Below are 24,878 nucleotides of genomic sequence, written 5' to 3' on the forward strand. Positions count from 1 at the left end.
GAGCCTTTGAAGGCTCGTGGCCGGGATGCTTAAGCCTTTAGCGTCGCCTTATTCCTTGGTGATCTCGTAGTAGACAGGGACCGACTTCCAGGAGAACACGACATTGTCGACGTTCTCGGAGTAGCCACCGGTCACGTTCGCGTACCACAGTGGGGTCGCTGGCAGATCCTGCAGCAGGATCTCCTGAGCCTGGTTGTAGATCGGTGCTGCTGCCTCTGCATCGGCTGCGCCGGCTGCATCGGTGAGCAATTGATCAAACTCTGGGTTGGAGTAGTCGCCGTCGTTGGAGCCTGCGCCGGTGCCATAGAGTGGGCCGAGGAAGTTACCCAGCGATGGGTAGTCGGCCTGCCAGCCGGTGCGGAATGCGCCGTCGATGGTGCGTTCGGTGACCTCGTCGCGAAGCGACTTGAAGTCTGGGTACGCGTCGCCGACTGCTTCGATCTCGAGGGTGTTGCGGATGGAGTTCACAACCGCATCGACCCACGCCTGGTGGCCACCGTCAGCGTTGTAAGCCAACTTGAATTCGCCCTCATATGGTGCGATGGCGTCGGCCTCGTCCCACAGCTGCTTCGCCAGCTCTGGGTCGTATTCGAGGACGTCGGCGCCCTCAAGGGTGTCGGAGTGGCCCGGGATAACAGGCGAAGTGAAGTCGGTTGCGGGGGTGCGGGTGCCACCGAAGATGGTGTCGGTGATGCCATCGCGGTCGATCGCATGCGAGATCGCTTGACGACGAAGCTGACCTTCCTCACCGGAGAAGTGCTCAAGTCGCTCTGGGATGGTAAATGACTGGAAGACTGCGGAAGGTTGGTTGACCGCGCGCTCGCCGAGCTCGTCTTCAAAGGTGGCGAAAGCCGAGTCCGGAATCGCGTCGGTGACATCCAGGTTGCCTGCCAAAAGATCCGCGTAGGCAGCATCATCCTGAGCGTAGAACACGAAAGTCACGCCGTCGTTTTGTGGGGTGCGTTCGCCGGAGTACTCCTCGCTTGGCACGATGGTGGCGTCCTGGTTATGGTTCCACTCGGACAAGGTGTACGGGCCGTTGCCGATTGGATTCTCGCCGTAGGCATCGAGGTCATCGAAGGCCGAATCGTGCATTGGGTAGAACGCCGAGTAACCGAGGCGAGTTGGGAAGTCAGCTTCTGGCTGGTTCAGCTCAATGGTGAAGGTCTTGTCGTCGACGACCTTGAGGCCTTCCATCTCGGCGACACCCTCTTCGTAGCCCAGAATGGGCTCGAAGAAGTAGGAAGAAAGCATGGAATCTTCGACGGCCTTGTTCCAGGATCGCACGAAGTTTTCGGAGGTGACGGGGCTGCCATCGGAGAAGGTGATGCCGTCCTTCAAGGTGACCTTGTAAGTCTTCTCGCCCTCAGGTTCGATCGACTCTGCCATCTCGTTGTGAATCTCACCGTCGGCGTCGTAATAGACCAAGCCGGAGTAGATGAGGTCAACGATGTTGCCGCCGCCCACTTCGTTGGTGTTGGCAGGGATCAGCGGGTTCTGTGGTTCGGTGCCCTTGGCGGTGATGTAATTGTCGCCGCCAGTGGAACCGCCGGATGCGTCCGAGCCACTTTCAGAGTCCGAGCAGGCAACGGTTGCAAAGGCCACCGCCCCCACTGTGAGCAGAGCAAGACTTTTCTTGAGGGACACTGTGGTCTCCTTTTCTGTGAGATGGGAAACTTGCACTTCACGATGATGTTTGTGAGTTGCGTTACAGGGAATTACACCACATAGACTCAGCGAAAAACCAGAAATCGGTATTTTCGTCCAGTTAACCATCAAGTTAACCTGCTGTTCACAAAAGTTAACGGGGTTAATCCCCCAAACTTTCGCTTACCCCCGCCCGTTCCACTGCAGCACGACGTCGGCGGCAACGGGTGGCTCTGAGGAATAGAGCTCGCGCTCCTGTTCAGCCCACATATCCCAGAAATCGACATAGCCCGGGTCCCGCTTTAGCGCACGGTCCTTGCGTAACTCATACGGCGCCGTAATCCTCACGGTAAGTACGTCACCGAGACGCTTCGCCGCTTCGTAGGAACTGTGAGTCAGGGCACCGACACCTTCGACGATCAAATCCCGTCCGGGGTCGATGTCTACCCACTCACCGGGCTGGTCCTTTTCCCAATCCCAGCGCACATAACCTGGGGCTACGGGATCGAGCACGGTCTCGGTCACCATAGCGGCAGCCTGACGTAGGCCTGCCCACCCGGGATAAAAATCATCGAGATGAACGAGAGGAATTCCCGTCTCGGCAGCAACCTTGTTTGCGAAGGTTGTTTTGCCAGAACCGGAGGGTCCATCGATCAAGATGGTGAGGTTTCGCATGGTGATAGCTTTCTAGATTGTGCCCAGAAACTGAAAACTGCCCGTGTAGATCGCGACCCCTAGTGCGATCGCCGCACCGGCTGCGCACAGGAACATGAAGATCCAGTCACGGGGAAAAAGTCGGGATTCCCGCGCCCAGGTCCGGGTGGTGCTGCGCGCGAACCCGCGCGCCTCCATGGCCGTGGCCAGCTTGGAGGCTCGGCGCAGCGACATCACCAGTAGGCCGAAGGCGATGGTGAACCAGTACTTGATCCTTCCCGTGTCGGCCAGGCCACGGGAGCGCCGGGACCTGCGCATCGCCTCGACGTCGTCGCGAAGCAATCCCATCATTCGCACCGCGGCGACGGTGCCAAGCACGAACTTCGGCGGAAGTTTGAGGATCTGTGACAACCCGTCGCCGAGGTCGGTGGGGTCGACGTCGGCAGAGAGCACAACTATCGGCAGGCCGACGGCGAGGACGCGCAAGGCGATAGCGCCTGCCAGCGAGAGGGAATTATCGGTGACTTGGAGGAGCCAGAATTCGAAATGCACCTCTCCCCCGGGCCGCCCGTAGAGCGCCATGGGGATTGCCGCCAAAGGTGCCGCGAGAAAGATCGGCCATCCGCGCCGAAGCAAGCGGTAATAGCTCACGCCGAGCAGCGGGGCGACCAAGAGGATGATCGCAATGGCCACCGTTGCAGAGACCCAATCCAGCGTGATCAGCAGCGGGGTTGTAAAAAGCAGCGCGCCCAAGAGACGGCTGACCGGGTTGATACGAGCAATCAAGTTCACGACAGCACGACCTTATGGTCGCCCAGGGAGGCCACGAAATCCGCATCATGGGTAATGGACAAGACGGTGACACCCGTGGTGGTGAGTTCCCGGATCAGGTGAATGAGTTCGACGTAGGTGCGGGAATCCTGCCCGAAGGTGGGCTCGTCGAGGACCACGAAAGCCGGCGCGTTGACCAGTGCCGTCGCCACCGAGAGGCGCCGCTTCTCCCCGCCCGAGAGTGTAAAAGGATTCGCCTCCAATAGGTGGCCGAGTCGCAGCCTGACCACTAACTCGTCGATACGCTCTTGAGCTGCACCGGAGATGGCCAACTCAGCGGCGACGGTGCGGGCAACAAACTGGTGCTCAGGATTTTGGAAAACGTACCCGATGCGCTGCGAAAGATCCTTCGAGCGCCATTCATGGGGCGGCTGACGCAGACCTTGGCGCACGGTTTGGGAGAGCTCGAGGTATCCGGCCTGCGGCTTGTCCAGGCCAGCGAGAACCGTGGCCAGCGTGGTTTTCCCGGTCCCGTTCGGCCCGAGCAGCACACTCGAATGACCTTCGGGCAAGGAAAGGGTGCGAGGCGGGCCCCAATCGGTGAGCAGGTCGGTCGCCCGCAGCAGCGCAGGCGTGCCGGGGGCGACGGGTCGCGCGGCGGGGAGCTGCGGCCGCGGGGGCAGGTCGGATGCCTCGATTTTCTCCATGCCTGCCTCGTCAAGGCGAAAGATCGTATCGACGAGCCTCAGCCACGGCGCCGGATTGTGCTCCACGACCAGCAACGTGGCACCGGTTAAGGCACAGACTTCGGTGACCGCGGCGATGACGGACTTTGCGCCTTCGGGATCGAGGTTGGCGGTCGGCTCATCCAGGATGATGATCTCTGCCCCCATGGCAAGTACGCCGGCGAGCGCGAGGCGCTGCTTTTGCCCACCAGACAAATGAGACGTGGGATGGTCACGAGGTACGTCGAATCCCACCATGGCTAGGGCCTTGTCCACCCGCACCCAAATCTCTTCCCTGGGGAGGCCGAGGTTTTCGCAGCCAAAGGCAACGTCGTCGCCGACGCGGGACGAAATCACCTGGGAATCTGGGTCCTGCAGGACCATGCCGACGGATCCGTTGACAGAAAGTGTTCCTGAGCGGGTGCCCTCTTCGTCGTCGACAAGCAATCCTGCGATGACCCCGAGCAGCGTCGACTTTCCCGCACCCGAGTCACCGGTGAGCAGGACCTTTTCGCCGCGCCCAATCTCAAAGGAGATGCCGGTGAATGCGGGATCGCGTCGAACGGTGTGGTGATACGACAGGTTTGTTGCCGAAATGGCCGGTGAGGTCATCGAGTCCGGCCCGCTGCGAAGCGATCGAGCGCACCTGTCTGTGCTAAAGCCTTGACCAAGTAGTGCCCAAGCAGGCCCGCGAGCAGGGCGCCGGAGACGATAAGCGAGCCCAGGTAGATCATGTTGAACTCAATCGACTTGGCCAGGTTCGCGCTGGTAAACAGCTCGAGAATGAAGGCGCCAACGGCTGCGCCCACGCCGGAAAGCATGGCCACGGGAAGCGAGAACTTCTTATAAGCAAAGGCCAGGAAGATCAGCTCCGCGCCAAGGCCCTGGACAATGCCGGAATAGAGGGTTTCCACGCCCCACTGGCTGCCCAAAATGGCCGAGACCGAGGCCGCAACGACCTCCACGAAAATTGCAGCACCTGGCTTGCGAATAATGAGGCCGCCCAGCACACCGCCGAGGAACCACACGCCGGCGAAGAGGCCACCAAATCCTGGGGTGAGGGCATCAAGGGCGGTGAATCCCGCGTAACCAATCGAGTTCCAGAGCCAAAAAATAAGGCCACAGGCGACACCGAGAACTGCGGCGGTCACGATATCTATGACGCGCCATTGCATGCGAGAACGCATAAATCTATCTTCCTTCCTCACGCCGGTACTAACCGGATCAGGTTCAACGGTTCGCCAGCTTCACCTGGCATCTCAGCCCCGAATCTGCGGGGCACCCGTGGGTACGCGCTCTAGTTAAACAAACTTAAATTACTTTTCCAAGTCCGCCGAGGTAAACCGCGCGGAGCCCTGCCCGCCGCTGCGGGTCCACTCCACCTCGAGCTCATCCTTGGCGCCAAAACGGATCAGGTGCACAGCAACAACACGCTCGAGGCGTTCCACTGCGTCTGACGCACCATCGATGGAAAGCATGAGCACTCCGTCGCCGGCAATCATGTCGCAGGTTGTCGACGGCAGATCAGGACCATCGGGAGATGGGAACGTGAGATGGCCGCGGTCGGAATCTGCGTCCCAATTGGCGGAAATCTTCTTGCCGAAATGCGACGCCAGTTGCTTGCCGTAGCGGCCTGGTCGATCGGTTTTCACGCGGGCGGTAGATGTATATGTCTCGCTCATAGCCTGCCAGCCTACTCCAAATTCCTTAATAGTAGTTTCAGAATTAGCTCATGCATGGGAGCGCGCACATTGCCGCGTTCGGCTTCTCGCACAATGGCACCGACCTGTGCATCCAGCTCACCGACAATCCCGTCCGCCAGATCGCGTTGCATCGAGGTCGTCGAATCCGCGGGCATGCGATCGGCGAAATCCATCGTCCGATCGACAACATCGCCGGTCAGCGGCACTCCCCTCGCCCGGCCTGCAGTTGCCACTTCTTCCATGAGAACACTTAACGACGATCGCCAGAAACCACGCAGCTGCCCCAGGGGCTCGTCGATAAGCGATCCAAGTGCCCCGCAGCACGCGACGAACATCGCCTTCTCCCAGACATCGACGAAAATGTCCTCGCGGACGATGCCGTCAATGGCTGCGCCGTTGAGTGCCTCGGCAAAGTCAGTGAGCACCTGCGACTGCGCTCCGTCCCAGGTGCCAGTGGTAAACGAACAAGGACCGCCGTGGAATTCGACCTGGGCTGGTCCGGTGTGGTGGAAGTAGCCGCGGACCACCCCGGGCAACGTGCGCTCGGTGCCCACGACCTCGGCGACCTGGTGAGCCGACTCCACCGAATTTTGGGTGACGGCAACGAGTGCCTCCCCAGGGGCGCCTCGAAGTACTTCAGCCAGATCCTGGCCCGTGGCCTTCATAGCCAAGATGATCACGTCAGCGTGCTCGACCTCGCTGATATGACTCACGGCTGCAACCTTGATCGGCTCACCGTCATTGAGCACGATGCCGCGGGTCTGGAGGGCGTGCAAGGTCTCACCGCGCGCCACCGCGACAACCTCGTGACCGTTTCTCGCCAGGCTACCGGCATACCAGGCCCCGACCGCGCCGACACCAATACATGCAATCTTCATGCAGTTAATCCTACGTGCGCAACAGATTTGTTCGATTGCGCAGGTAAGATTTTTCTACGTTGAGATCTCTTCACAACCCGAAAGGTGAATTCTCATGGCCGGTGGCCTGCTTGCACTACTTGACGATGTTGCCCTCATCGCAAAAAAGGCAGCTGCAACGATGGACGACGTTGCAGCATTGACCGCAAAGACCTCCGCTAAGGCCGCTGGTGTGGTGATTGATGACGCGGCGGTAACCCCTCAATATGTTGCAGATGCCAGCCCAGCGCGAGAGCTTCCGATGATCTGGCGGATCACCAAGGGGTCGTTCTTCAACAAGTTGATCATCATCTTGCCCATCGCGTTGCTTCTTTCGGAGTACGCACCGTGGGCGCTGACCCCGATTCTCATGCTCGGCGGCACCTACCTGTGCTACGAGGGTGCCCATAAGATCTACGAGAAGTTTGCCCGTGACGAGCACGAGGCTGAGGAGCAGGCACAAAATAAGACTCCGGAAGATGAAGACACCCTGGTCCGTTCCGCGATTACTACGGATCTGATCTTGTCTGCCGAGATTATGGTGATTTCCCTTAACGAAATCGCAGACCAGACCTTCTGGATGCGAGCCCTCATCCTTGCACTGGTTGGTATCGGCATCACGATTGCTGTGTACGGCGCCGTTGCCCTGCTGGTGAAGATGGACGACATTGGTCTCCACATGATCGAGCGCGGCCGCACCCCTAAGCTGGGAACCGCACTGGTCAAGGGCATGCCGGTAGTACTCAATATTATTGGTGTGATTGGCACGATCGCCATGTTGTGGGTCGGCGGACACATCATGATTGTTGGGTTCGAAGAATTCGGCTGGACTTGGCCTTATGACACCATTCACAGTTTGGAAACGGCCGTTGGCGGCGGATTCCTGGGCTGGTTGCTCAACACCGCGGGTTCATTCGTGGCGGGTCTGATCTGGGGCTTTATTATCGTCGGAATTCTTGCCCTGATCAAAGCGCTGACACCAAAGTCGAAGCCTTCTTCTACTTCTTCTGCTGCTTCGGCTGCGAGCTAGATCATGAGCGCCAACGACACGGCCATGACCGCCATGCCGGCGACCATGCCGTAGGTCGACGCGTGGTTCTCGCCCGTCGAGACAGCGGTGGGAATCAACTCATCTAGCGACACGAACACCATGATTCCTGCGACTGCACAAAACGCGATGCCCATGGTGGCAGGCCCCATGATGGGCATGAGAATCAGGAAACCAATCAAGGCGCCGATGGGCTCGGCCAAGCCCGACAAGGTAGCCCAGCCCCACGCCTTCAACCTTGAGCCAGTCGCTTCACGCATGGGTACTGAAACCGCAATGCCCTCGGGAATATTGTGAATCGCGATAGCCACAACGATCGGCACCGCCATCACCGGGTCTTCCAAAGCAGCCACAAACGTGGCAAAGCCCTCAGGGAAATTGTGCAGTGCGAGCGCGAGAGCCGTGAGAACCCCGGCTTTCATCATGCGATTGCGCCGCGCATCTATATGGTCCGGGCGCACCGAATCGGGTTCATGCGGATTGATTTCCTCGGGGACGAACCTGTCGATCAGCGCGATCAGGGCGATGCCGCCAAAGAAGGCCGCAATCCCGATCCAGTGTGACGGCCGCTCACCATATTCTTCCCCGAGGTCGGCGATCCCTTTCGGCAGGATTTCTACGAGTGACACATAAACCATGACACCGGCCGAAAAACCAAGCGCACCCGCCATAAACTTGTCGGTGGGGTTTCGGCGCATCACCCCGATGGCACCGCCGATGCCGGTGGCCAAACCTGCCAACAGGGTCATCCCGAAGGCAAGCAAGACGGTCGAGGCATCGTACATGGCCTCTTATATTAGGCGGTCGGTGACCCTCTTGCAGGGTCTTAAGGTCTTAGGCTGACTCTTCCGCCGACTCTTGATCAGATTCGGTGGTTGTCGTCTTGAGCACCTTGAGCGAGACAATGCGGTTGCCGCTCACCTTGGCAATCTCCAGCTGATACCGCACACCAGGCGAATCGTCATCGGTGTCGTCGGAAAGCTCTGGGTCGATGGTGACTGTGTCGCCGACTTGGCCAAGCCTGCCGAGCTTGGTCAGCATCCATCCGGCGACCGTTTCGTAGGGGCCTTCCGGTAATTCGATGGTGGTCAGGTCATGGAAATCTTCGAGATTGGTTGATCCGTCGAGCAGCTTCGAATCGTGGAGCTTCATGACGGCGGCGTGCTCTTCCCGGTCGTATTCATCCCAGATTTCGCCCACGAGTTCCTCAATCAAGTCCTCGAGGGTGACCATGCCATCGGTGCCACCATATTCATCCACCACGATGGCAATATGGTGACCCGAGGCGCGCATCTGCGACAACGCCTGAGGCAGGCGCACCGTCGATGGGAATTGGACGATGGAACGCTTCAGACTCGTCAGAACTTCCGAATTATCGCCGCGAGCTGAATACTCCAACACATCGCGCACATGGACAAAGCCCACGATGTCATCGATGTCCTCGCCGTAGACCGGGTAGCGGGAATAAGGCTTATCCGAAATTTCCTGGGCAGCCTCCCCCACGGTCATCGTGGCTGGCAAGGTGGCCATGTCGGAACGGTGGCGCATCACTTCGCCGACGAGGCGCTCCCCGGCTTCAAATACGTCGTCGAGCATTGCCCGCTCGGATTCCGCCAGCCCATCATGTGAGGACACGATGTCGCGGACCTCTTCGGTGCTCATCTCCTCGGTGCGCGCGTTCGGGTCAAATCCGAGCAGCCGCAAGAGACCGTTGGAGGAGGTGTTCACGATCCAGATCACGGGACGCATTAGCTTCGCGAACAGATTCAGTGGCGGCGCAACGACGAGTGCAACGCTTTCTGCCTTTTGCATAGCGATGCGTTTCGGCACCAACTCGCCCAGGACGAGAGAAAGGTAGGACACGATCAAGGTCATGACCACGAGCGCGGTGCCGCTGGCCCAAGACTCGCTCATCCCCCACTCAACGAGGTAGGGTGCGAGCTGCGGCGCGATAGTAGAGGCGCCGAATGCCGAGGAGAAGAAACCGGCAAAAGTAACGCCGATTTGGACAGCGGATAGGAACAAGCCCGAGTCTCGCGCGAGACCTGCGACGGTCTTCGCGGCCCCCTTGCCCCGCTCCAGTTTTTTGATCTGCGATTCGCGCAGACTCACCAACGCCATCTCTGTGGCAGCGAAGACGCCACCGATCAGGACGAAGAGCAGGACCAGGAGGAAATTAACAAGAATACTCATGGGCTAGGTCGTACCCGCGTTCTGTCTACTGTCTGGGTCGTCCTCGGACGAACCCTCACCAGCTTCGCTCACTTCGTCAACCTGGTCTACCTGGCCGACAGGTGCGCAGCCATCGGGACCGCACACCAAGGCATCATCGGCGCCAGCGATGCTGACGAGGCCGCTGAAGCCGCTTATTGAAAAATCTTTGGAATCCACACCATTACCAACGATTCATAGATCGAAATTGTTCCGTACTCTCTTTTCTATGAGTTTAGCCTCAGATACCCATGACCAGATTGAAGTTCGTGGAGCGAATGAAAATAACCTGCAGAATATTTCGGTGAGCATCCCGAAGCGTCGACTAACGGTGTTTGCGGGTCTGTCGGGATCCGGTAAATCGTCGTTAGTTTTTTCTACCATCGCGGCCGAATCCCGGCGCCTTGTCAACGAGACTTATTCCTCCTTCGTGCAGGGCTTTATGCCCTCGATGGCTCGGCCGGACGTGGACGCGCTGGAGGGAATCACGGCGGCGATCATCGTCGATCAGGAACCGATGGGCGCCAATATCCGCTCCACGGTAGGCACTGCCACCGATGCCACCGCGATGCTGCGGATCTTGTACTCGCGCATCGCAGAGCCCAATGTGGGCGGGCCCGGCGCGTATTCCTTCAACGTGCCGTCCGTTTCGGGCGGCGGCGCCCTGACCGATGCCCGTGGCAATAAGAAAGTCGTCAAGAATTTCACGCGCACCGGCGGCATGTGCCCGAATTGCGAGGGCACCGGGCGCGTCGGCCAAGTCGATGAGGCAGCAGTTGTCGACGATTCCCTCTCCCTCAACGACGGCGCGATCCTGATCCCCGGATACAAGGTGAACTCCTGGTCCTGGCGCCAATACGCCGAATCCGGCCTCTACCCCCTCGATGTTCCGGTAGGAAAGTTCACCGCCGAGCAGCGCCACGCCCTGCTCTACAAGGACCAGGAGCGCGTCAAGTTCCAGGGAATTAACGTCACCTACGAGGGCCTGATCCCGAAGATTTCCAAGTCCATGCTGTCGAAGGAACGCGAGGGTATGCAGAAGCATATCCGTGCCTTCGTCGACGGCGCCGTCACTTTCGTGGCCTGCCCTGAATGTGGTGGCACCCGCCTGGCGCCTCATGCGCTGGAGGCAAAAATCCTCGGCAAAAACACCGCCGAGCTGTGTGCCATGGAGGTCACCGACCTGACACAGTGGTTTACGCAGGTCACGGACCCGCAGGTCGCTCCACTGATCAATGCGATTCAGGAAACCCTGGACAATTTCGTCGAGATCGGCCTGGGTTATCTCACCCTCGATCGCCCGGCTTCCTCGCTCTCGGGCGGCGAGGCGCAGCGCATCAAGATGATCCGCCACCTCGGCTCAGCGCTCACCGACACCACCTACGTTTTCGACGAGCCCACCGCCGGCCTGCACCCCGAGGATATCGAGCGCATGAACACGCTACTGCTGCGCCTGCGCGACAAGGGCAACACGGTGCTCGTTGTCGAGCACAAACCCCAAACCATCGAGATCGCCGACCACGTCGTCGAGCTCGGTCCCGGCGCGGGCAGCAAAGGTGGCCACGTCGTATTCAAGGGCACGGTCGCCGAGCTCGAGGTCGCCGACACCGTCACCGGCAGGCACATGCACACGCGTTTTTCGCTTATCGACGATGCCCAGGTCCGCCCCGGCTCCGGCACCATCGAAATCGAACACGCTAACTTAAACAACTTGCACGATGTCTCGGTGTCGATCCCACGCGAGGCCCTGACTGTGCTCACGGGTGTGGCCGGGTCGGGTAAATCGTCGTTAGTTTCTTTCGTGCCCCACGACGAGAAAACCGTGTGGGTCGATCAATCCCATATCTCAGGCTCTCGCCGTTCGAACCCGGCTACGTACACCGGCGCGCTGGATTCGATTCGCAAGGCGTTCGCGAAGGAAAATGGCGTCAAACCTGCGCTGTTTTCTCCCAACTCCGAGGGCGCGTGCCAGCATTGTAAGGGTGCGGGTGTGGTCTACATTGACCTCGGCATGATGCAAGGGGTGGATGTGCCCTGTGAGGTGTGTGAGGGCAGGCGTTTCGACGATTCCGTGCTCGGCTACACCCTGGGTGGGAGAAACATCGCGGAAGTACTGGGTATGAGTGCCGAGGCGGCTACCGAATATTTGAAGGAAAATAAGGTCCGTGCCGCGGCCACGATGTGCCAACACTTGGTGGATGTGGGGTTGGGCTACATCACGCTCGGCCAGCCCCTGACCACGCTGTCGGGCGGCGAGCGTCAGCGCCTCAAGCTGGCCAGCCACTTGAATGACAAGGCAACCCTCTACATTCTCGACGAGCCCACCACCGGCCTCCACCTGGCGGACGTGGAGGCGCTGGTCTCGCTGTTTCAGCGGCTGGTGGACAAGGGCGCCACCCTGATCGTCATCGAACACCATCTGGGCGTGATTAGTCGGGCTGACCACGTGATTGATATTGGCCCCGGCGCGGGTTCGGCCGGCGGCACAGTCGTGGCGCAGGGCACGCCACGGGAGATTGCTGCCCACGAGGACAGCGCGACGGGACGGTTCTTAGCGCAATACCTCTAATTGCATTGGGAGGAGCTGGTATCAAATAAGATAGTGACTACTTCATATTCGAGCTGACAAGAAAAGGATCGGGTGCCATGTCTAAAACTCCTCACTACCTCGTGGCTCCGGTCGCTCTGAATGAGTACCGTCGCCTGCCCGTGGACAATATCCTCCAGGCACCGCTGTTCGCGCAATTCACCCCCACCGAAGAGGAAGTGTTCGTCCCCGTTACTCTCGCCTCTGATCCGGTGCAGGGTACGTGGCGAGTTCGTTGGGAGTTCGGGATCTTGGGAGAAGTTGCCAAGGATCTGCGCGAGGAATATCCAGAGATGGTGCGCATTACATCTTCCGGATTTCTGCCTGAGACGATCGCGGGGATTCGCATCGAGGACAATCAACTCCGCGTGGATGTGCTCTTGCCCCCACCCGAGCTGGCGGTGCCTCGGAACAATGTCACGGATGAGACCTGGATCCTCCCCCCGGGTGATTCCTTTGAGGTCGACACCACGACCGGCGAATTCGACGAATCCGAGTTGCAGGTGCTCTCCCCCGGCCAGTGGCTATTAATTTTGACGGAGATGGGAGACCAGCTCATCGCGGTTCTGGACGGCCGGGTCCTGGGCGCAGTGCAGGGAGACGCAGGCGCGAGGCTGTTGTCGTTCGTTCATTTAGTCAACGACGACGATCCCGGTTCCCCTGTCGCGGGGCGTGGATATTTCCAAGATTCGGTAGTCCGCATTGATGCTAGCCAGCCGCGTGGTGATTCCGAACATGTCGCGCCTCTACAAACCCCCGATACGCGTCCCCGCACCGCTTCGCGTGTGAATCAATTAGAAGACGGCACGGTCATGGTGACAGTTGCCCACGTCTTGGCAACGGACCCCGAGGACGAAGCACACCCGCACGAGGGGGCCCGCGTTGTTGTCTCCCCTCATGAAGACGTGCCGCCGGCCGAAGCTCCTGCGCCGGAACCTGAGGTTGAGCAGCTACCCGAGGTAACCCAAGTCGCCGAGGCTGAGATTCCCGTGGACGAGGAACAGCCTCCGGTGGAGTTGGCACCGTCTCCCTACCTCAGCCATTCCGAACAGCTCAATCAGTGGCGGGACCAGCAATCACGGTCGGCGGGCCCTCGGCATTACCGCGAGGATGCGGAAGAATAGCTCGGCAGATTAACTTGGCCGCCAGCGCGAGATCCAGCCACGCTGGCTAAATTGCTGCTTGGGCTGTGGTTGGGCACGGGCTTCGTCGTCAAGCGAATCTTGCGTCTTTGTGCTGACCGGCTGCGGCGCGGGGGCTGCTCCCTGGCCTAATGCGCGGAGGTGAATCCTGACTACCGCCTGCAACATGGAAATTGAGTTGCCCTGGCGACTGGTTGCGACATAGAGGAAGAGGTTGTCCTCGAGCAGGTGGATCAGGTGGTATTGGTCCTCGAGGGTCACCAGCATCTCCTCGAACTCAGACTCTAGGTTGAGCGCCTTGAGCGTCCGCTTCTTGGACTTCAGCATCTCCGAGTTATAGGCGGCGGCAACGTTGAGATCGAAATCGGCGGACCCAGCGCGCGACGCCAAAGCCATGCCCGTGGTTGCATCGACGAGGGACGCACCCAGGAACCCGTCGAGATCATTCGCGATCCCGTCGAGTGCCACTTTGTATTCTTGCTGACGAGACATACCCATCAATCAGTTCCTTTCCCTATCGCGCCAGTGCTGACGGGCGAAATTTCAGGGCTACCTTTGGTATCGTACTAAACCATTGGCGATGGTGACGACCTCTAAAAGAATGACTAATAGTGTGGAGATGTGGGCGAGGAATTTGAGATGACAAACGACATCAATGGGTACTACAAGCTTGACCCGGATCACACCTCGATCAATTTCACTGCCCGGCACGCGATGATCAGCCGAGTCCACGGGACTTTCCAAGAGTGGGATGCCACCCTATATATCAACGACGACAGCCCTGAGGCGTCGACGATCTCCGCCACGATCGATGCGTCCTCGCTGACCACTCGCCAGCCGCAACGCGATGCCCACCTGCGCAGCCCCGATTTTCTTGACGTGCGCGAGCATCCCACGCTGACTTTTGATTCGACGAGCGTCGCGTTCCAGGGCTCGGATACCCTGTATGTCACTGGGGATCTGACCATCAAGGGCACGACGCGCGAGGTGTTGTTCAACGTGGCCGTGTTTGGTGCCGAGCGCGATCAATTCGGCAACTCCCGGGTGGGATTCGAGGCAACCTGCGATATCAACCGCAAGGACTTCGGGGTGGAATGGAATACCGTGTTGGATTCCGGAAACGTCTTGGTGTCGGAGGAGATCCACATTGTCGTTGATGGTTCGGCGTTGCGCTGTGACGAAGAGGGCTGATTTAACCCCGGTTAAATATAGGTGATTTTTATCTTGCGATAGCCGGATTTCCTGAACTATCAGCAATTCCTTGCCATACTGTTTTGCGTGGATAACAACAATAACGACCTCATCGCGCCCATTACTCCCGAAGAAGTTTTCGCAGCCCACCGTGGGGGCAAACTATCCATTAAGTCCTCGCGCCCGCTGACCTCCAAACGCGACCTTTCCATTGCCTACAGCCCCGGTGTCGCGGAGGCATGTTTGGCAATCAAAGAGGACCCTGCTCGAGCGCGTGAACTCACGGGAATTTCGCGGACCGTGGCCGTTGTCTCCGACGGATCCGCAGTACTGGGCCTGGGAAATATCGGCCCGCACGCTGCGCTTCCAGTCATGGAGGGCAAGTGTCAGCTGTTCACCACCTTCGCTGATCTAAACGCGATTCCTATCGTGCTGGACGTGCATTCTGCTGATGAGATCGTCGCGGCAGTGACTGCCATTGCGCCTAGCGTGGGCGCGATCAACCTAGAGGACATCGCGGCGCCGATCTGCTTTGAGGTTGAGCAGCGCCTCGAGGAATCGCTCAACATCCCTGTTTTTCACGATGACCAGCATGGCACCGCGGTCGTCGTCACCGCAGGCCTGGCCAATGCGTGTCGAGTGACGGGGCGCAACCTCGAGGACCTGCGGGTCGTCGTCTCTGGCGCGGGCGCGGCCGGTGTCGCGTGTACCCGCATGCTCTTAGAATCCGGGGTCAAGGACATCGTCGTGCTCGACTCCCGCGGCATTGTTTCCCAGGGCCGCGAGAACCTGAACCCAGTAAAGGAAAAGATTGCCGAAGTGACCAATCCTCGCGGGCTTACGGGCGGGCCAGCGGAGGCCTTCACTGGGGCCGATGCCTTTATCGGAGTCTCCCGTGGTCACGTCGGCGAGGAGTTGCTGCAATTGATGGCACCGGAACCGATCCTGTTCTCGCTGGCTAACCCCGATCCGGAGATCCCAGTCGAGTTAGCCAACAAGTACGGATCGGTGGTGGCCACCGGCCGCTCCGACCTACCCAATCAGGTGAACAACGTGCTGGCCTTCCCAGGTATTTTTGCGGGCGCGCTTGCTGCGGGTGCCACCCACATCGCACCGGCGATGAAGCTGGCGGCATCGAAGGCGATCGCCGCGTGCGTCGGCGATGACCTCGCCGCGGACTTCATTATGCCGTCCCCCTTGGACCCAAAGGTCGAGCCCGCGGTGAGCAAGGCGGTGCAGGAGGCTGCGCGGAAAGAGGGTTAATACCGCAACCCGAATTAGGACACGCAAATGTTTCTAAATTCGGGTACAAATGGTGGTATGACAACAAATCATCATTCAGAAATCAAAGTCCCTGGTGGAAAACTCGTCGTCGCCGATATCGTCTCGGACGACGACGTTATTGTTAGCGCAAAGATCTCCGGCGACTTCTTCCTCGAGCCGGAAGAAGCCTACGAAGCACTTGGCCCAGCCTTGCAGGGAGCATCGCTTAACGACGACACGCAGGCCCTAACTAACCGCCTGGATGCAGCATTGTCAGACATCAACGGTGTAGCCCTGCATGGTTTTTCCACCCTCGATGTCGCACAGGTGGTGCGCCGCGCCATTACCGATGCGGTCGACTTTACCGACCTCGAGTGGGAGATCATCCACCCTGGACCGTTGCCCACGGTGGTGAATGTTGCCCTCGATGAGCTCCTCATGGACCAGGTCGAGGCCGGCACGCGCGGCCCTACCCTGCGCATCTGGGAGTGGGAAGACCGCGCGACGGTGATCGGCTCCTACCAGTCCTATGTCAATGAGCTCAATCCCGATGGCGTGGAGAAGCACGACATTCAGGTGGTGCGTCGCATGTCCGGTGGTGGTGCGATGTTTATGGAGGGCGGCAACTGCATTACCTATTCCCTCTATGTTCCAGACAAGCTCGTCGCGGGATTGTCGTACACGGATTCTTATGAGTTTCTTGACCGCTGGGTCATTGCCGCCCTCGCCGAACACGGTGTGAACGCCTGGTACGTGCCTATCAATGACATCACCTCGGACGGTGGCAAGATCGGTGGCGCTGCTCAGAAGCGAAAAGGCTCCACGGTGTTGCACCACGTGACCATGAGCTACGACATTGACGCCGACAAAATGACCGAAGTACTGCGCATCGGAAAGGCAAAGATTGCCCACAAGGGTCTGCGCTCCGCGAAGAAGCGCGTGGATCCGCTGCGTCGACAGACGGGTGCCTCGCGCGAAGAGATTATTTCCACCTTGATTTCAACTTTTAGCGCGCGTTACGGCGCCCAGCCTGCCGAACTGAGCGAGCAGGATCTGGACGCCGCGCGGGAGCTCGTCGATACGAAATACTCAACGCATGCTTGGACGCATCGGGTGCCTTAAAGCTATCTGCTTAGCCTGCTGACCAGCCGCCGTCGGAAGGCATGATGACGCCGTTGAAGTTCTCGGCGGCGTCGGACATGAGGAAGACGATGCCGGAAGCAATGCTCTCCGGGGTTGCACTGCGCACGGCCGATTCGTGGACTGGCTTGAGTGCCTCGAGGCCGTGCTCAGGGTTGATTTGAGAACCGTCGATGGAATCCATGATGTTGGTGTCCACGCCACCTGGAGCTACCAAGTTGGTGCGGATCCCCTGCTTCGCGTACATGTAGGCGGCGTTCTTGGTCAGCCCAACAAGTCCGTGCTTCGAGGACGTGTACGCGGCACCCGCGGCGGCACCGCGCAGGGATGCCGAGGAACCAACGTTAACGATCGCGCCCTTACCTGCCTCTAGCATGTGCGGTACACACGCACGCATGAGCTTGAAGGGGGCGGTGAGGTTAATGCGGATGGTACGCTCCCACATTTCGTCAGAGGTATATTCGACACCGTCGAACTGATCCATGACGCCAGCATTGTTGACCAAGCCGATGCGCTCGCCGTTTGCGGTGGCGGCCTCGACGAGCTTTGCGACGATGACGTCGTCAGAAATGTCACCGATGACTGCGGTTGCCGCCCCACCCTCGGCGTTGATTTCTTCTGCGACCGCATCACCGGAATCGTTGAGATCGGCCACGATGACGTGGGCGCCGCGTTCCGCCAGCTGCAATGCGGTAGAACGCCCGATTCCCGAACCACCGCCCGTCACGATGATTGACTGACCTGCAAAATCCTTCTCTGCCATGTTCACACCTTATGATTGGATAGTTTTTACTTACAGATTCGAGCGTAGGCGGAATTCGGTTGGATTGTGTGCATTTGTAATTAAATCAACATGAACGGAACAACCATGATCTTGAAAATCAGGGCGACGGCAAACGTAGTGGAATAACCGGTCATGATCCGATTGTCGTTGGAGTTCTGCAGCGCATACTCGAGGACCGCTGGCTGTCCCAGAAGTCCTGCCACGGCACCGTTCGCACGCGTCTCAGACTGGCCCGCAAGATACGCCATGACCAACAGGGAGCCACAACCAACTAGGGCGATAATCACGGCAAGAAGAATAGTGGTCAGGCCCTGGAGCGAAAATGCCGTCGACGCGAAAGCTGGGCCCGACGCGGTTCCGACTGCTGCCAAGAAAAGCATGAGTCCAAATTGGCGCAGAGCGTAGTTTGCCGAGCGAGGCAGCTGCCACGCAATGCGTCCGGTGCGGTTGAGAGCACCGAGGATTAGGCCAGAGATCAAGGGGCCACCGGCGGCACCAATGAAGAAGCTGGTTCCACCCGGGAGCGGGAATGGAATGGCAGCCAGAATGAAGCCGAAGACGAGACCTCCGGCCGCGGCAACCCAGTCGAGCTGGTTGGCTACCTGAACGGAGTCTCCGAGGTACTGCTCGAGGCGAGTGACGTTCGCTGTCGGTACAACCACCTCGATGATGTCGCCGGAGGCAATGTGCAAGTCATCGGTGGCGAGTAATTCTTCGTCACCTCGACGTACGCGCAGGGTTTGGGCACCGAACTTTTTATACAGCGGAATGTTTCCCAACGTATTGCCCGCAATGTCCTGGTTAGAAACGCTGAAACGCTGAATGGTCATGTGCGGGATCCGGCGAGAAAGCTCCGGCAATTTCCGACCAAGTGTTTTGACGACTTCAGCGCTTGCTCCCCTCGTTGTCATCAGGAATACGGTGTCGCCAGGTTCCAATTTGAAGTTTGATCCCAGGATGACTGTCTTACCTTTGCGACTCAGGACACCGGCCGTAATCTGGTTCGGGAACTGCTCGGCCAATTCTTCGGAAGTCACCGTCTTCTCAACACCGATCCGAACACCACGTAGTTCGCCTTCCGCCGACCGATCCTCATCTTTGGGCGCCTTCCAATTTTTGGTAATAGTCGCCGCAACAAGCAAAATGGCGACGATCACACCTGTCGGGTAGCCAATTGAGTAGCCCACGGCAGGCAGGTCGGACCCGGTTTGTTGCTGTGCCAATGACAGTGAAGGCGTAGATGTCAACGCACCAGCAAAAGCACCAACGGAAACTTCGCGCGCGATGCCCAGCAGTCCGCCGACGCCAACCGCAGTGATGGCGCCCAGCACGATGGCAACCAAAGACATGATCATCAGCCCGAATTGCGAGCGAATGTTTTTGAAGAAGGTCTCGCCCGCCTCAAGGCCGACCATATAAACAAAGAGACCAAGGCCAAGATCTTGCAGAATGGACAACTGGTCGGGAGGCAGCTCCACGAAGGCGCCGACTGCCAAACCGACAAATAGGGCGCCGGCCGCGCCGAACTTGATTGGTCCGAAGGGAACCGCCCCGAAAGCCGCGCCTAACGCGATGACAACAAAGATAGTCAGTAGGACATTTTCTTGAAGGAATTCAATCACAAGAAAAACTTTATATGCCCGGCCACTTGCAAGCAGCGTTCGGGCACGGTTAATCAGATCTTTTATTTAGGGTGAGCCCGAAGGATGGGCAGAGGCAATCGTCAATAAGCGAAAATGCTCCCTTAACCTGCCTGCCAACCCCCGTCGACCGGAATGGTCGCGCCGTTGATATAGCTTGCCGCATCCGAAAGCAGGAACGCGATCACGCTGGCCAACTCCTCGGGCTCCGCGGTGCGAATCGAGGCCTGATGCACCGGCGAGATCGCATCCATGCCCTCGTCGGGATTGATCGAGAGCGGATCGAAACCGCTAGCCAAGTGCGTAGAGACGCTACCGGGACCAATCAGGTTGGTTCGCACACCCTGCTTGGCGTAAGTGTAGGCGGTGTTTTTGGCGAGGCCCGCGAGTCCGTGCTTCGCCATGGTGTCGGCAACCCCGGAAGCGCCGCCGCGGAAGGAAGCCTCGGCGCCAACGATCACGATCGCGCCCTTTTTCGCTGCAATCATGTGTGGCAGAACTTCCCGCACCATATTGAAGGGGGCGAAAAGGTTAATGGCGAAAGAACGATTGACCACCTCGTCGGACACTGCGGCCGCGCCTTGGAAGCGATCCATGACGCCAGCGTTGTTGACGAGATCAAGCTGCCCACCGTGATCGACTGCCCGTTCGACGGTGGCCCTAATAATGCCGGGGTCAGTGAGATCGCCGCGGATCGCGGTACCTGAACCTCCTCCGACACGAATTTCGTCGATGAGGTCTTCGACGGCGTCGTTCTTATCTACTCCGACGATGTATGCCCCGCGGGAGGCAAGCAATGTTGCGGTGGCCCGGCCGATGCCGGACGCAGCGCCAGTCACGATGATGGTGTGGCCTGAAAAATCGCTCATACCACCCAGAATAGGCACCCTGCGAGAATTCTGCTCGGGCTTGCAGATGTGAAAAACCTAACCTTCTGCGCGCGAGACACTGGTTTGCCAGCCAAAATGACTTACCTGTGACATTGTTAACTTTAATTAATTGATAATACCAGTGCCACAATTCTCGAATCCAGGTTAAATGGGGGATAGATACAGCAAATGCTGTATGCGCACTATCGAGATATATCGACATTTGAGGAGCACCCCATGAACGTTGCCTCTACCTGGCAGCACCGCCCCGCCGACGCCAGCGCACAAATTACTCCAGAAACCGCTGACCAGATTCACGCCTGGTGGCGCGCGGCCAACTATCTCTCCGTTGGCCAAATTTATCTTTTGGAGAATCCGCTTCTTCGTGAGCCCCTGAACCGCGACCATGTGAAGCGCCGCCTCCTTGGGCACTGGGGCACCACTCCTGGCCTGAACTTCATTTACGCTCACGCCAACCGTGCCATCAAGGAACGCGATCTCAGCGCAATGTATGTCACCGGCCCAGGCCATGGTGGCCCCGGCATCGTGGCGAACACTTACCTTGAGGGTACTTATTCCGAGGTCTACCCCAACGTGACGGAAAACGAGACCGGTATGCAGCAGCTGTTCAAGCAGTTCTCCTTCCCGGGAGGCATCCCTTCGCACGCCGCGCCCGAGACCCCAGGTTCCATCCACGAAGGTGGCGAGCTCGGCTACGCACTGTCCCACGCATATGGCGCGGCCTTCGATAACAAGGATCTCTTGGTGTTCACCGTCATCGGCGACGGCGAAGCCGAGACTGGCCCGCTGGCTACTTCGTGGCACGCCAATAAGTTCGTCAACCCGAATCAAGACGGCGTTGTGTTGCCAATCCTGCACCTCAACGGCTACAAGATTGCCAACCCAACCGTGCTTGCGCGCATTTCCGACGAGGAACTCGAAGCGCTGATGGTCGGCTACGGCCACAAGCCACACGTCTTCGTCGCGGGCTTCGACGACGAGTCCCCGGAGTCCTACCACACGCGTTTCGCCGAGCTTCTCGACGATTGCCTCGACGAAATCGCAGATATCAAGCAAGGAGCTGCTCAGGCAGCCGAGGACGGCGTCGACTTCGAGCGCCCAATGTGGCCAATGATTGTCATGCGCACCCCAAAGGGCTGGACCGGCCCGAAGGAAATCGACGGCAAGGTCACCGAAAACTCTTGGCGTTCGCACCAGGTTCCGCTGGCCAATGCCCGCGATACCGATGAGCACCTGAAAAACCTTGAGGATTGGCTCCAGTCCTACAAGCCAGAGGAGCTTTTCGACGAGTCCGGCAAGCTCGTTCCTGAGGTTGCTTCGCTTGCCCCAACCGGTGATCGCCGCATGTCCGCCAACCCAATCACCAACGGTGGCGTGGTTCTGAAGGACCTCATCTTGCCGGATTGGCGCGATTACGCGATCGACGTGGAGAACCCGGGTGCCCCAATCACCGAGGCAACCCGCCAGTTGGGTACGTATTTCCGAGACGTGATCAAGCTCAACCCTGACAACTTCCGCATTTTCGGCCCCGATGAGACCGCCTCGAACAGGTTGCAGAATGTTTACGAGGTAACCGACAAGCAGTGGAACGCCGACCTCTACGAATCTGATGCCGATGATCCACTGGCACGTGCAGGGCGCGTAGTTGAGATGCTTTCGGAGCACCAGTGCCAGGGCTGGCTGGAAGGCTACCTTCTGACTGGTCGCCACGGAATGCTGAACTCCTACGAAGCTTTCATTCACATTGTCGACTCGATGGTGAACCAGCACGCTAAGTGGCTCAAGGTCACCAACGAATTGTCGTGGCGCCAGCCTATTGCATCCTTGAACTACCTGCTTTCCTCGCACGTATGGCGCCAGGACCACAATGGATTCTCTCACCAGGACCCAGGCTTCATCGACCACGTGGTGAATAAAAAGGCTGAAGTTGTTCGCGTGTACCTGCCTTGCGATACGAACACCTTGCTTTCCACTTTCGATCACTGCTTGCGTTCGCGCCAGTACGTCAACGTGGTTGTTGCTGGTAAGCAGCCTAACCCGAACTGGTTGAGCAAGGACGAGGCTCTCAAGCACTGCACCCGCGGTCTTGGTGTTTGGCACTTCGCAGGCACCGAAGTTGAGGGCGAGGATCCTGATGTGGTGCTCGCTTGTGCTGGCGACGTTCCGACGCTGGAAACGATGGCAGCAGCGAAGATTCTTCGCGAGGCCATCCCAGATCTGAAGGTCCGCGTGGTGAACGTTGTCGACTTGATGCGTCTCCAGGATGAGAAGGAACATCCTCACGGACTGTCTGACCGTGACTTCGATACCTACTTCACCACCGACAAGCCAGTGATCTTTGCTTACCACGGTTACCCATGGTTGATTCACCGCCTGACTTACCGTCGCAATGGCCACAAGAATATTCACGTGCGTGGATTCAAGGAAGAGGGCACCACCACTACCCCATTCGACATGGTGATGCGCAACGATCTGGACCGTTTCCACCTGGTGATGGATGTTATCGACCGCGTTCCTTCGTTGGGTTCGAAGTACGCGAACCTGCGTCAGTACATGGAGGACGCACGAATTTCGGCTCGAGCTTACGCGTTTGAAAATGGCGAAGATGTTCCATCGGTTGCTAACTGGACCTGGTCCGACGAGGCTGGTGCGGATGCTGATCAGGATGCTGTTCTGGTGACAGGTGGCGACAACGAGTAATTCAGGTCTGTTAGCCCTGAATGTGGCTACGCAATGACGGGTAGGCCCAGTTTGGCCAGGCCAAATTGGGTCTTTCGTTTGCTGTGGTGGAGGTTCTATTTTCACCGCTAGGCCGTTTTCCATGCACCGGATTCGTTCGGTGGCGGATACAGAAGCGGGTCCTGAGCCGGGCGGTTTTCCGCATCGAAGTCCGGATATCGTTCTCTGGCCCGCCGCCGCAATTTTTGGCCCGGGGCTTGTTCGTGCTGGTGAGTGGTATTGGGCTGCATCGGCGATCCATCCGCGGGCATGAAACCGGTTTCCCATGTAGCTAGATCGCGGTCGATATAGCCCATATTGTCTGCGCCATCTCGTTGATCGTTGTTACATCGATGATGCTCTCGACATAAGAGGACGAGATTCTCTATATCGGTGAGACCACCTTGCAGATAGGCCAATATGTGGTGAGCCTCTAGCTCGGTTACTGGTTTGGTACAGCCATTCCTGGCACACACCGCCTGCATTACGAACATCACGATTTTGAGCATTAAGTTCGCGAGCCTTGTTCGCCCCATCGAGAGCGGGATTCCAGTGACGGAATCAAGCTGGAGGACGAAGTCACTTCCTGCCATGCCCAACCGAAGAATGTCGAAGGAATTCAGGTCGATTCCTGTGTTGGTGCAGAATCGAGTTTCCCAATCGGCCCCCGCAAGATCATCCATGGTCATGGCAATGACCACGGAACCAATTCCCCTGTTCTTGGCAACTATATCTTGGCTATACGAGTTCACTATGGCATTCAGTTGGTCAGCCAGACGCTGACCCCTGGTGCGTTTATCGTCGCTAGAGTCCTTGGAAGTATTGCTACCTGGCGCGAGGCCGGGGGCAAGAGCGGCTTTTAATGCTGCAGCTTCGGCGGCGGCAAGTTTTCCGCTTATGGTGACTACGCCGTCAGCGTCTGGCTCACTCATATGAAAGCTGCGCTTCTTATGTCCAGCGAGCGGATCTTTCTTCCCTGCGTAGTCTTTCCCTTTCCTATTCGCTCGTCGAACAATGTCTTCGACGTACTTTCGGAGATCGGCTGAATTTCTGGTTTTGGCCGCTTCTAATGCCTGTGCATAGATTTCATTGCGACCGGGGTCGGAGTGCTCGTTCAAGTTCAGAAGCGCGCGCTCGATAATTCGATGCTTCTCTGCAGAGATTTTGTTTTCTGCCGCTTCTCGACGTGCCTTTTCCTGAGCCTTCTTCTCTCGCTCTGCCCGCTTGCGCTCTTCTTCCTTCTGCTTTTCTTCGTCTTCAGGCTCCAGATTAGGTTCTGGTTTGGGAGCTTGAGCTTCCCCAAAGAGCGCCTGCCCCCTTTGCAATCGGGCGAAAGCCTCGGCCCGAGAAAGCCCCATCCGTTCGGTAAAATATTCGACTGGGTAGTTTGCACCAACCAAGCGACCCGCGCCATCCCGTTCTCCCATAAAAGCTAATGACGCATCAATGGTTGCCTTGAGGTTAAATGCTTCCTCAAGCTTCTCCATATGCTCATGAACAGCGAAAAAGTCCTCGTTTTCAGGGACCATCATGACAACACTAAGTGCTTCCATCGCTTCCGCGATTTGCTGAACGCATTTCTCGACTTGAGCTGACGGTTGCGTCCAATAGTGTGGTGTACAGCTACCGCCTGGTGAACCCCCCCTGCCGACCAGCAAGGAGACCACCGCGGTACCTTTCGACTCAGCTCCTACACATCCTCGAAAGGACACCAACGATGGCCTCCGCGCCCAATCATATCGACCCCACCGGATACCTCGACGACCTGCTGGCCCAAGCCTCACCCGATCTGATGCGCCAGATGCTCCAGGACACCATCAACCTCCTGCTGTCCGCCCAAGCCGACCAGGTCTGCGGCGCCGAATACG

Annotated in this window: 22 protein-coding genes, 1 pseudogene and 1 riboswitch; of the genes and pseudogenes, 8 read left to right on the forward strand and 15 right to left on the reverse strand. The window is 58.4% G+C overall.

All coding sequences use genetic code 11. The annotated features are described in order from the left end of the window. Positions 1-48: 48 nt before the first annotated feature. The 7 genes from A37O_RS0102340 to A37O_RS0102370 all read right to left on the reverse strand — a co-directional run bounded on the left by A37O_RS0102340 (position 49) and on the right by A37O_RS0102370 (position 6,378). Positions 49-1,647: a peptide ABC transporter substrate-binding protein gene (locus A37O_RS0102340; RefSeq protein ID WP_018295884.1), complete on the reverse strand. Its 1,599-nt coding sequence runs from the start codon at positions 1,645-1,647 to the stop codon at positions 49-51. Positions 1,648-1,830: 183 nt separating this feature from the next. Then, positions 1,831-2,322 carry a nucleoside/nucleotide kinase family protein gene (locus A37O_RS0102345; protein ID WP_018295885.1) on the reverse strand — a complete coding sequence of 164 codons (492 nt, stop codon included), beginning with the start codon at positions 2,320-2,322 and terminating at the stop codon, positions 1,831-1,833. Between the two features lie 12 nt (positions 2,323-2,334). Beyond that, complete coding sequence (locus A37O_RS0102350) at positions 2,335-3,093, reverse strand: energy-coupling factor transporter transmembrane component T family protein (protein ID WP_018295886.1); 759 nt, start codon at positions 3,091-3,093, stop codon at positions 2,335-2,337. After that, positions 3,090-4,409: an ABC transporter ATP-binding protein gene (locus A37O_RS0102355; protein WP_018295887.1), complete on the reverse strand. Its 1,320-nt coding sequence runs from the start codon at positions 4,407-4,409 to the stop codon at positions 3,090-3,092. The genes A37O_RS0102350 and A37O_RS0102355 overlap by 4 nt, the downstream gene beginning before the upstream one ends. Continuing rightward, complete coding sequence (locus tag A37O_RS0102360; RefSeq protein WP_018295888.1) at positions 4,406-4,984, reverse strand: ECF transporter S component; 579 nt, start codon at positions 4,982-4,984, stop codon at positions 4,406-4,408. Before A37O_RS0102360 ends, A37O_RS0102355 begins: the two co-directional genes overlap by 4 nt. Further along, a riboswitch (TPP riboswitch) is annotated at positions 4,982-5,093 on the reverse strand. (Overlaps the previous gene by 3 nt.) 20 nt (positions 5,094-5,113) lie before the next feature. Then, positions 5,114-5,479: a DUF2218 domain-containing protein gene (locus tag A37O_RS0102365; protein ID WP_018295889.1), complete on the reverse strand. Its 366-nt coding sequence runs from the start codon at positions 5,477-5,479 to the stop codon at positions 5,114-5,116. Positions 5,480-5,490: 11 nt separating this feature from the next. Further along, complete coding sequence (locus A37O_RS0102370; protein ID WP_018295890.1) at positions 5,491-6,378, reverse strand: 2-dehydropantoate 2-reductase; 888 nt, start codon at positions 6,376-6,378, stop codon at positions 5,491-5,493. Between the two features lie 94 nt (positions 6,379-6,472). Here A37O_RS0102370 and A37O_RS0102375 point away from each other — a divergent pair, with 94 nt between their 5' ends. Next, positions 6,473-7,426 (forward strand): DUF808 domain-containing protein, encoded by a 954-nt coding sequence (locus A37O_RS0102375; protein WP_018295891.1) that lies wholly within the window; start codon positions 6,473-6,475, stop codon positions 7,424-7,426. On the opposite strand, the gene zupT is transcribed toward A37O_RS0102375, so the two are convergent. The 3 genes from zupT to A37O_RS0102390 are packed head-to-tail and all read right to left on the reverse strand — an operon-like array spanning position 7,423 to position 9,835. Beyond that, positions 7,423-8,229 (reverse strand): zinc transporter ZupT, encoded by an 807-nt coding sequence (zupT, locus tag A37O_RS0102380; protein WP_018295892.1) that lies wholly within the window; start codon positions 8,227-8,229, stop codon positions 7,423-7,425. The genes A37O_RS0102375 and zupT overlap by 4 nt on opposite strands. 49 nt (positions 8,230-8,278) lie before the next feature. Next, positions 8,279-9,637: a hemolysin family protein gene (locus A37O_RS0102385; protein WP_018295893.1), complete on the reverse strand. Its 1,359-nt coding sequence runs from the start codon at positions 9,635-9,637 to the stop codon at positions 8,279-8,281. A gap of 3 nt (positions 9,638-9,640) precedes the next feature. Then, positions 9,641-9,835, reverse strand: coding sequence for a hypothetical protein (locus A37O_RS0102390; RefSeq protein WP_018295894.1), 195 nt, complete (start codon positions 9,833-9,835; stop codon positions 9,641-9,643). Positions 9,836-9,884: 49 nt separating this feature from the next. Between A37O_RS0102390 and A37O_RS0102395 the strand changes: the two genes are divergently transcribed. Together A37O_RS0102395 and A37O_RS0102400 are read left to right on the forward strand one after the other, a co-directional pair. Next, positions 9,885-12,224 carry an ATP-binding cassette domain-containing protein gene (locus A37O_RS0102395; RefSeq protein ID WP_018295895.1) on the forward strand — a complete coding sequence of 780 codons (2,340 nt, stop codon included), beginning with the start codon at positions 9,885-9,887 and terminating at the stop codon, positions 12,222-12,224. Positions 12,225-12,301: 77 nt separating this feature from the next. Continuing rightward, complete coding sequence (locus A37O_RS0102400; protein ID WP_018295896.1) at positions 12,302-13,366, forward strand: hypothetical protein; 1,065 nt, start codon at positions 12,302-12,304, stop codon at positions 13,364-13,366. Between the two features lie 9 nt (positions 13,367-13,375). Here the strand turns inward: A37O_RS0102400 and A37O_RS14445 are convergent, their stop codons facing one another. After that, a complete protein-coding gene (locus A37O_RS14445; protein ID WP_211208345.1) occupies positions 13,376-13,876 on the reverse strand; it encodes a roadblock/LC7 domain-containing protein in 501 nt (166 codons plus the stop codon). Positions 13,877-14,023: 147 nt separating this feature from the next. Here A37O_RS14445 and A37O_RS0102410 point away from each other — a divergent pair, with 147 nt between their 5' ends. The 3 genes from A37O_RS0102410 to A37O_RS0102420 all read left to right on the forward strand — a co-directional run bounded on the left by A37O_RS0102410 (position 14,024) and on the right by A37O_RS0102420 (position 16,960). Then, positions 14,024-14,575 (forward strand): YceI family protein, encoded by a 552-nt coding sequence (locus tag A37O_RS0102410; protein ID WP_033377685.1) that lies wholly within the window; start codon positions 14,024-14,026, stop codon positions 14,573-14,575. Positions 14,576-14,662: 87 nt separating this feature from the next. Continuing rightward, positions 14,663-15,838, forward strand: coding sequence for an NAD(P)-dependent malic enzyme (locus tag A37O_RS0102415; protein WP_018295899.1), 1,176 nt, complete (start codon positions 14,663-14,665; stop codon positions 15,836-15,838). 57 nt (positions 15,839-15,895) lie between these two features. Continuing rightward, entirely contained in the window at positions 15,896-16,960 is a 1,065-nt protein-coding gene (locus tag A37O_RS0102420; protein WP_018295900.1) for a lipoate--protein ligase family protein, read from the forward strand. Positions 16,961-16,970: 10 nt separating this feature from the next. Here A37O_RS0102420 and A37O_RS0102425 read toward each other — a convergent pair whose 3' ends face one another. The 3 genes from A37O_RS0102425 to A37O_RS0102435 all read right to left on the reverse strand — a co-directional run bounded on the left by A37O_RS0102425 (position 16,971) and on the right by A37O_RS0102435 (position 20,271). After that, positions 16,971-17,741 (reverse strand): SDR family NAD(P)-dependent oxidoreductase, encoded by a 771-nt coding sequence (locus A37O_RS0102425; RefSeq protein WP_018295901.1) that lies wholly within the window; start codon positions 17,739-17,741, stop codon positions 16,971-16,973. Between the two features lie 80 nt (positions 17,742-17,821). Then, the gene (locus A37O_RS0102430) at positions 17,822-19,384 is read right to left on the reverse strand and encodes an aspartate:alanine exchanger family transporter (protein WP_018295902.1); all 1,563 of its coding nucleotides are present in this window, start codon (positions 19,382-19,384) and stop codon (positions 17,822-17,824) included. Between the two features lie 122 nt (positions 19,385-19,506). Further along, positions 19,507-20,271, reverse strand: a complete 765-nt coding sequence (locus A37O_RS0102435) for an SDR family NAD(P)-dependent oxidoreductase (protein WP_018295903.1) — start codon at positions 20,269-20,271, stop codon at positions 19,507-19,509. Between the two features lie 237 nt (positions 20,272-20,508). On the opposite strand from A37O_RS0102435, the gene A37O_RS0102440 reads away from it, so the two are divergent. Further along, positions 20,509-22,992 carry a phosphoketolase family protein gene (locus A37O_RS0102440; protein WP_018295904.1) on the forward strand — a complete coding sequence of 828 codons (2,484 nt, stop codon included), beginning with the start codon at positions 20,509-20,511 and terminating at the stop codon, positions 22,990-22,992. A 107-nt stretch (positions 22,993-23,099) separates the two neighbouring features. Here A37O_RS0102440 and A37O_RS14450 read toward each other — a convergent pair whose 3' ends face one another. Continuing rightward, the gene (locus A37O_RS14450) at positions 23,100-24,563 is read right to left on the reverse strand and encodes an HNH endonuclease signature motif containing protein (protein ID WP_156802466.1); all 1,464 of its coding nucleotides are present in this window, start codon (positions 24,561-24,563) and stop codon (positions 23,100-23,102) included. 164 nt (positions 24,564-24,727) lie between these two features. Here A37O_RS14450 and A37O_RS16375 point away from each other — a divergent pair. Next, positions 24,728-24,878, forward strand: a pseudogene (locus tag A37O_RS16375) (IS256 family transposase); the annotation flags it as partial.

The organism is Corynebacterium lubricantis DSM 45231, from assembly GCF_000379425.1.
In the GTDB taxonomy this organism is placed as follows: domain Bacteria; phylum Actinomycetota; class Actinomycetes; order Mycobacteriales; family Mycobacteriaceae; genus Corynebacterium; species Corynebacterium lubricantis.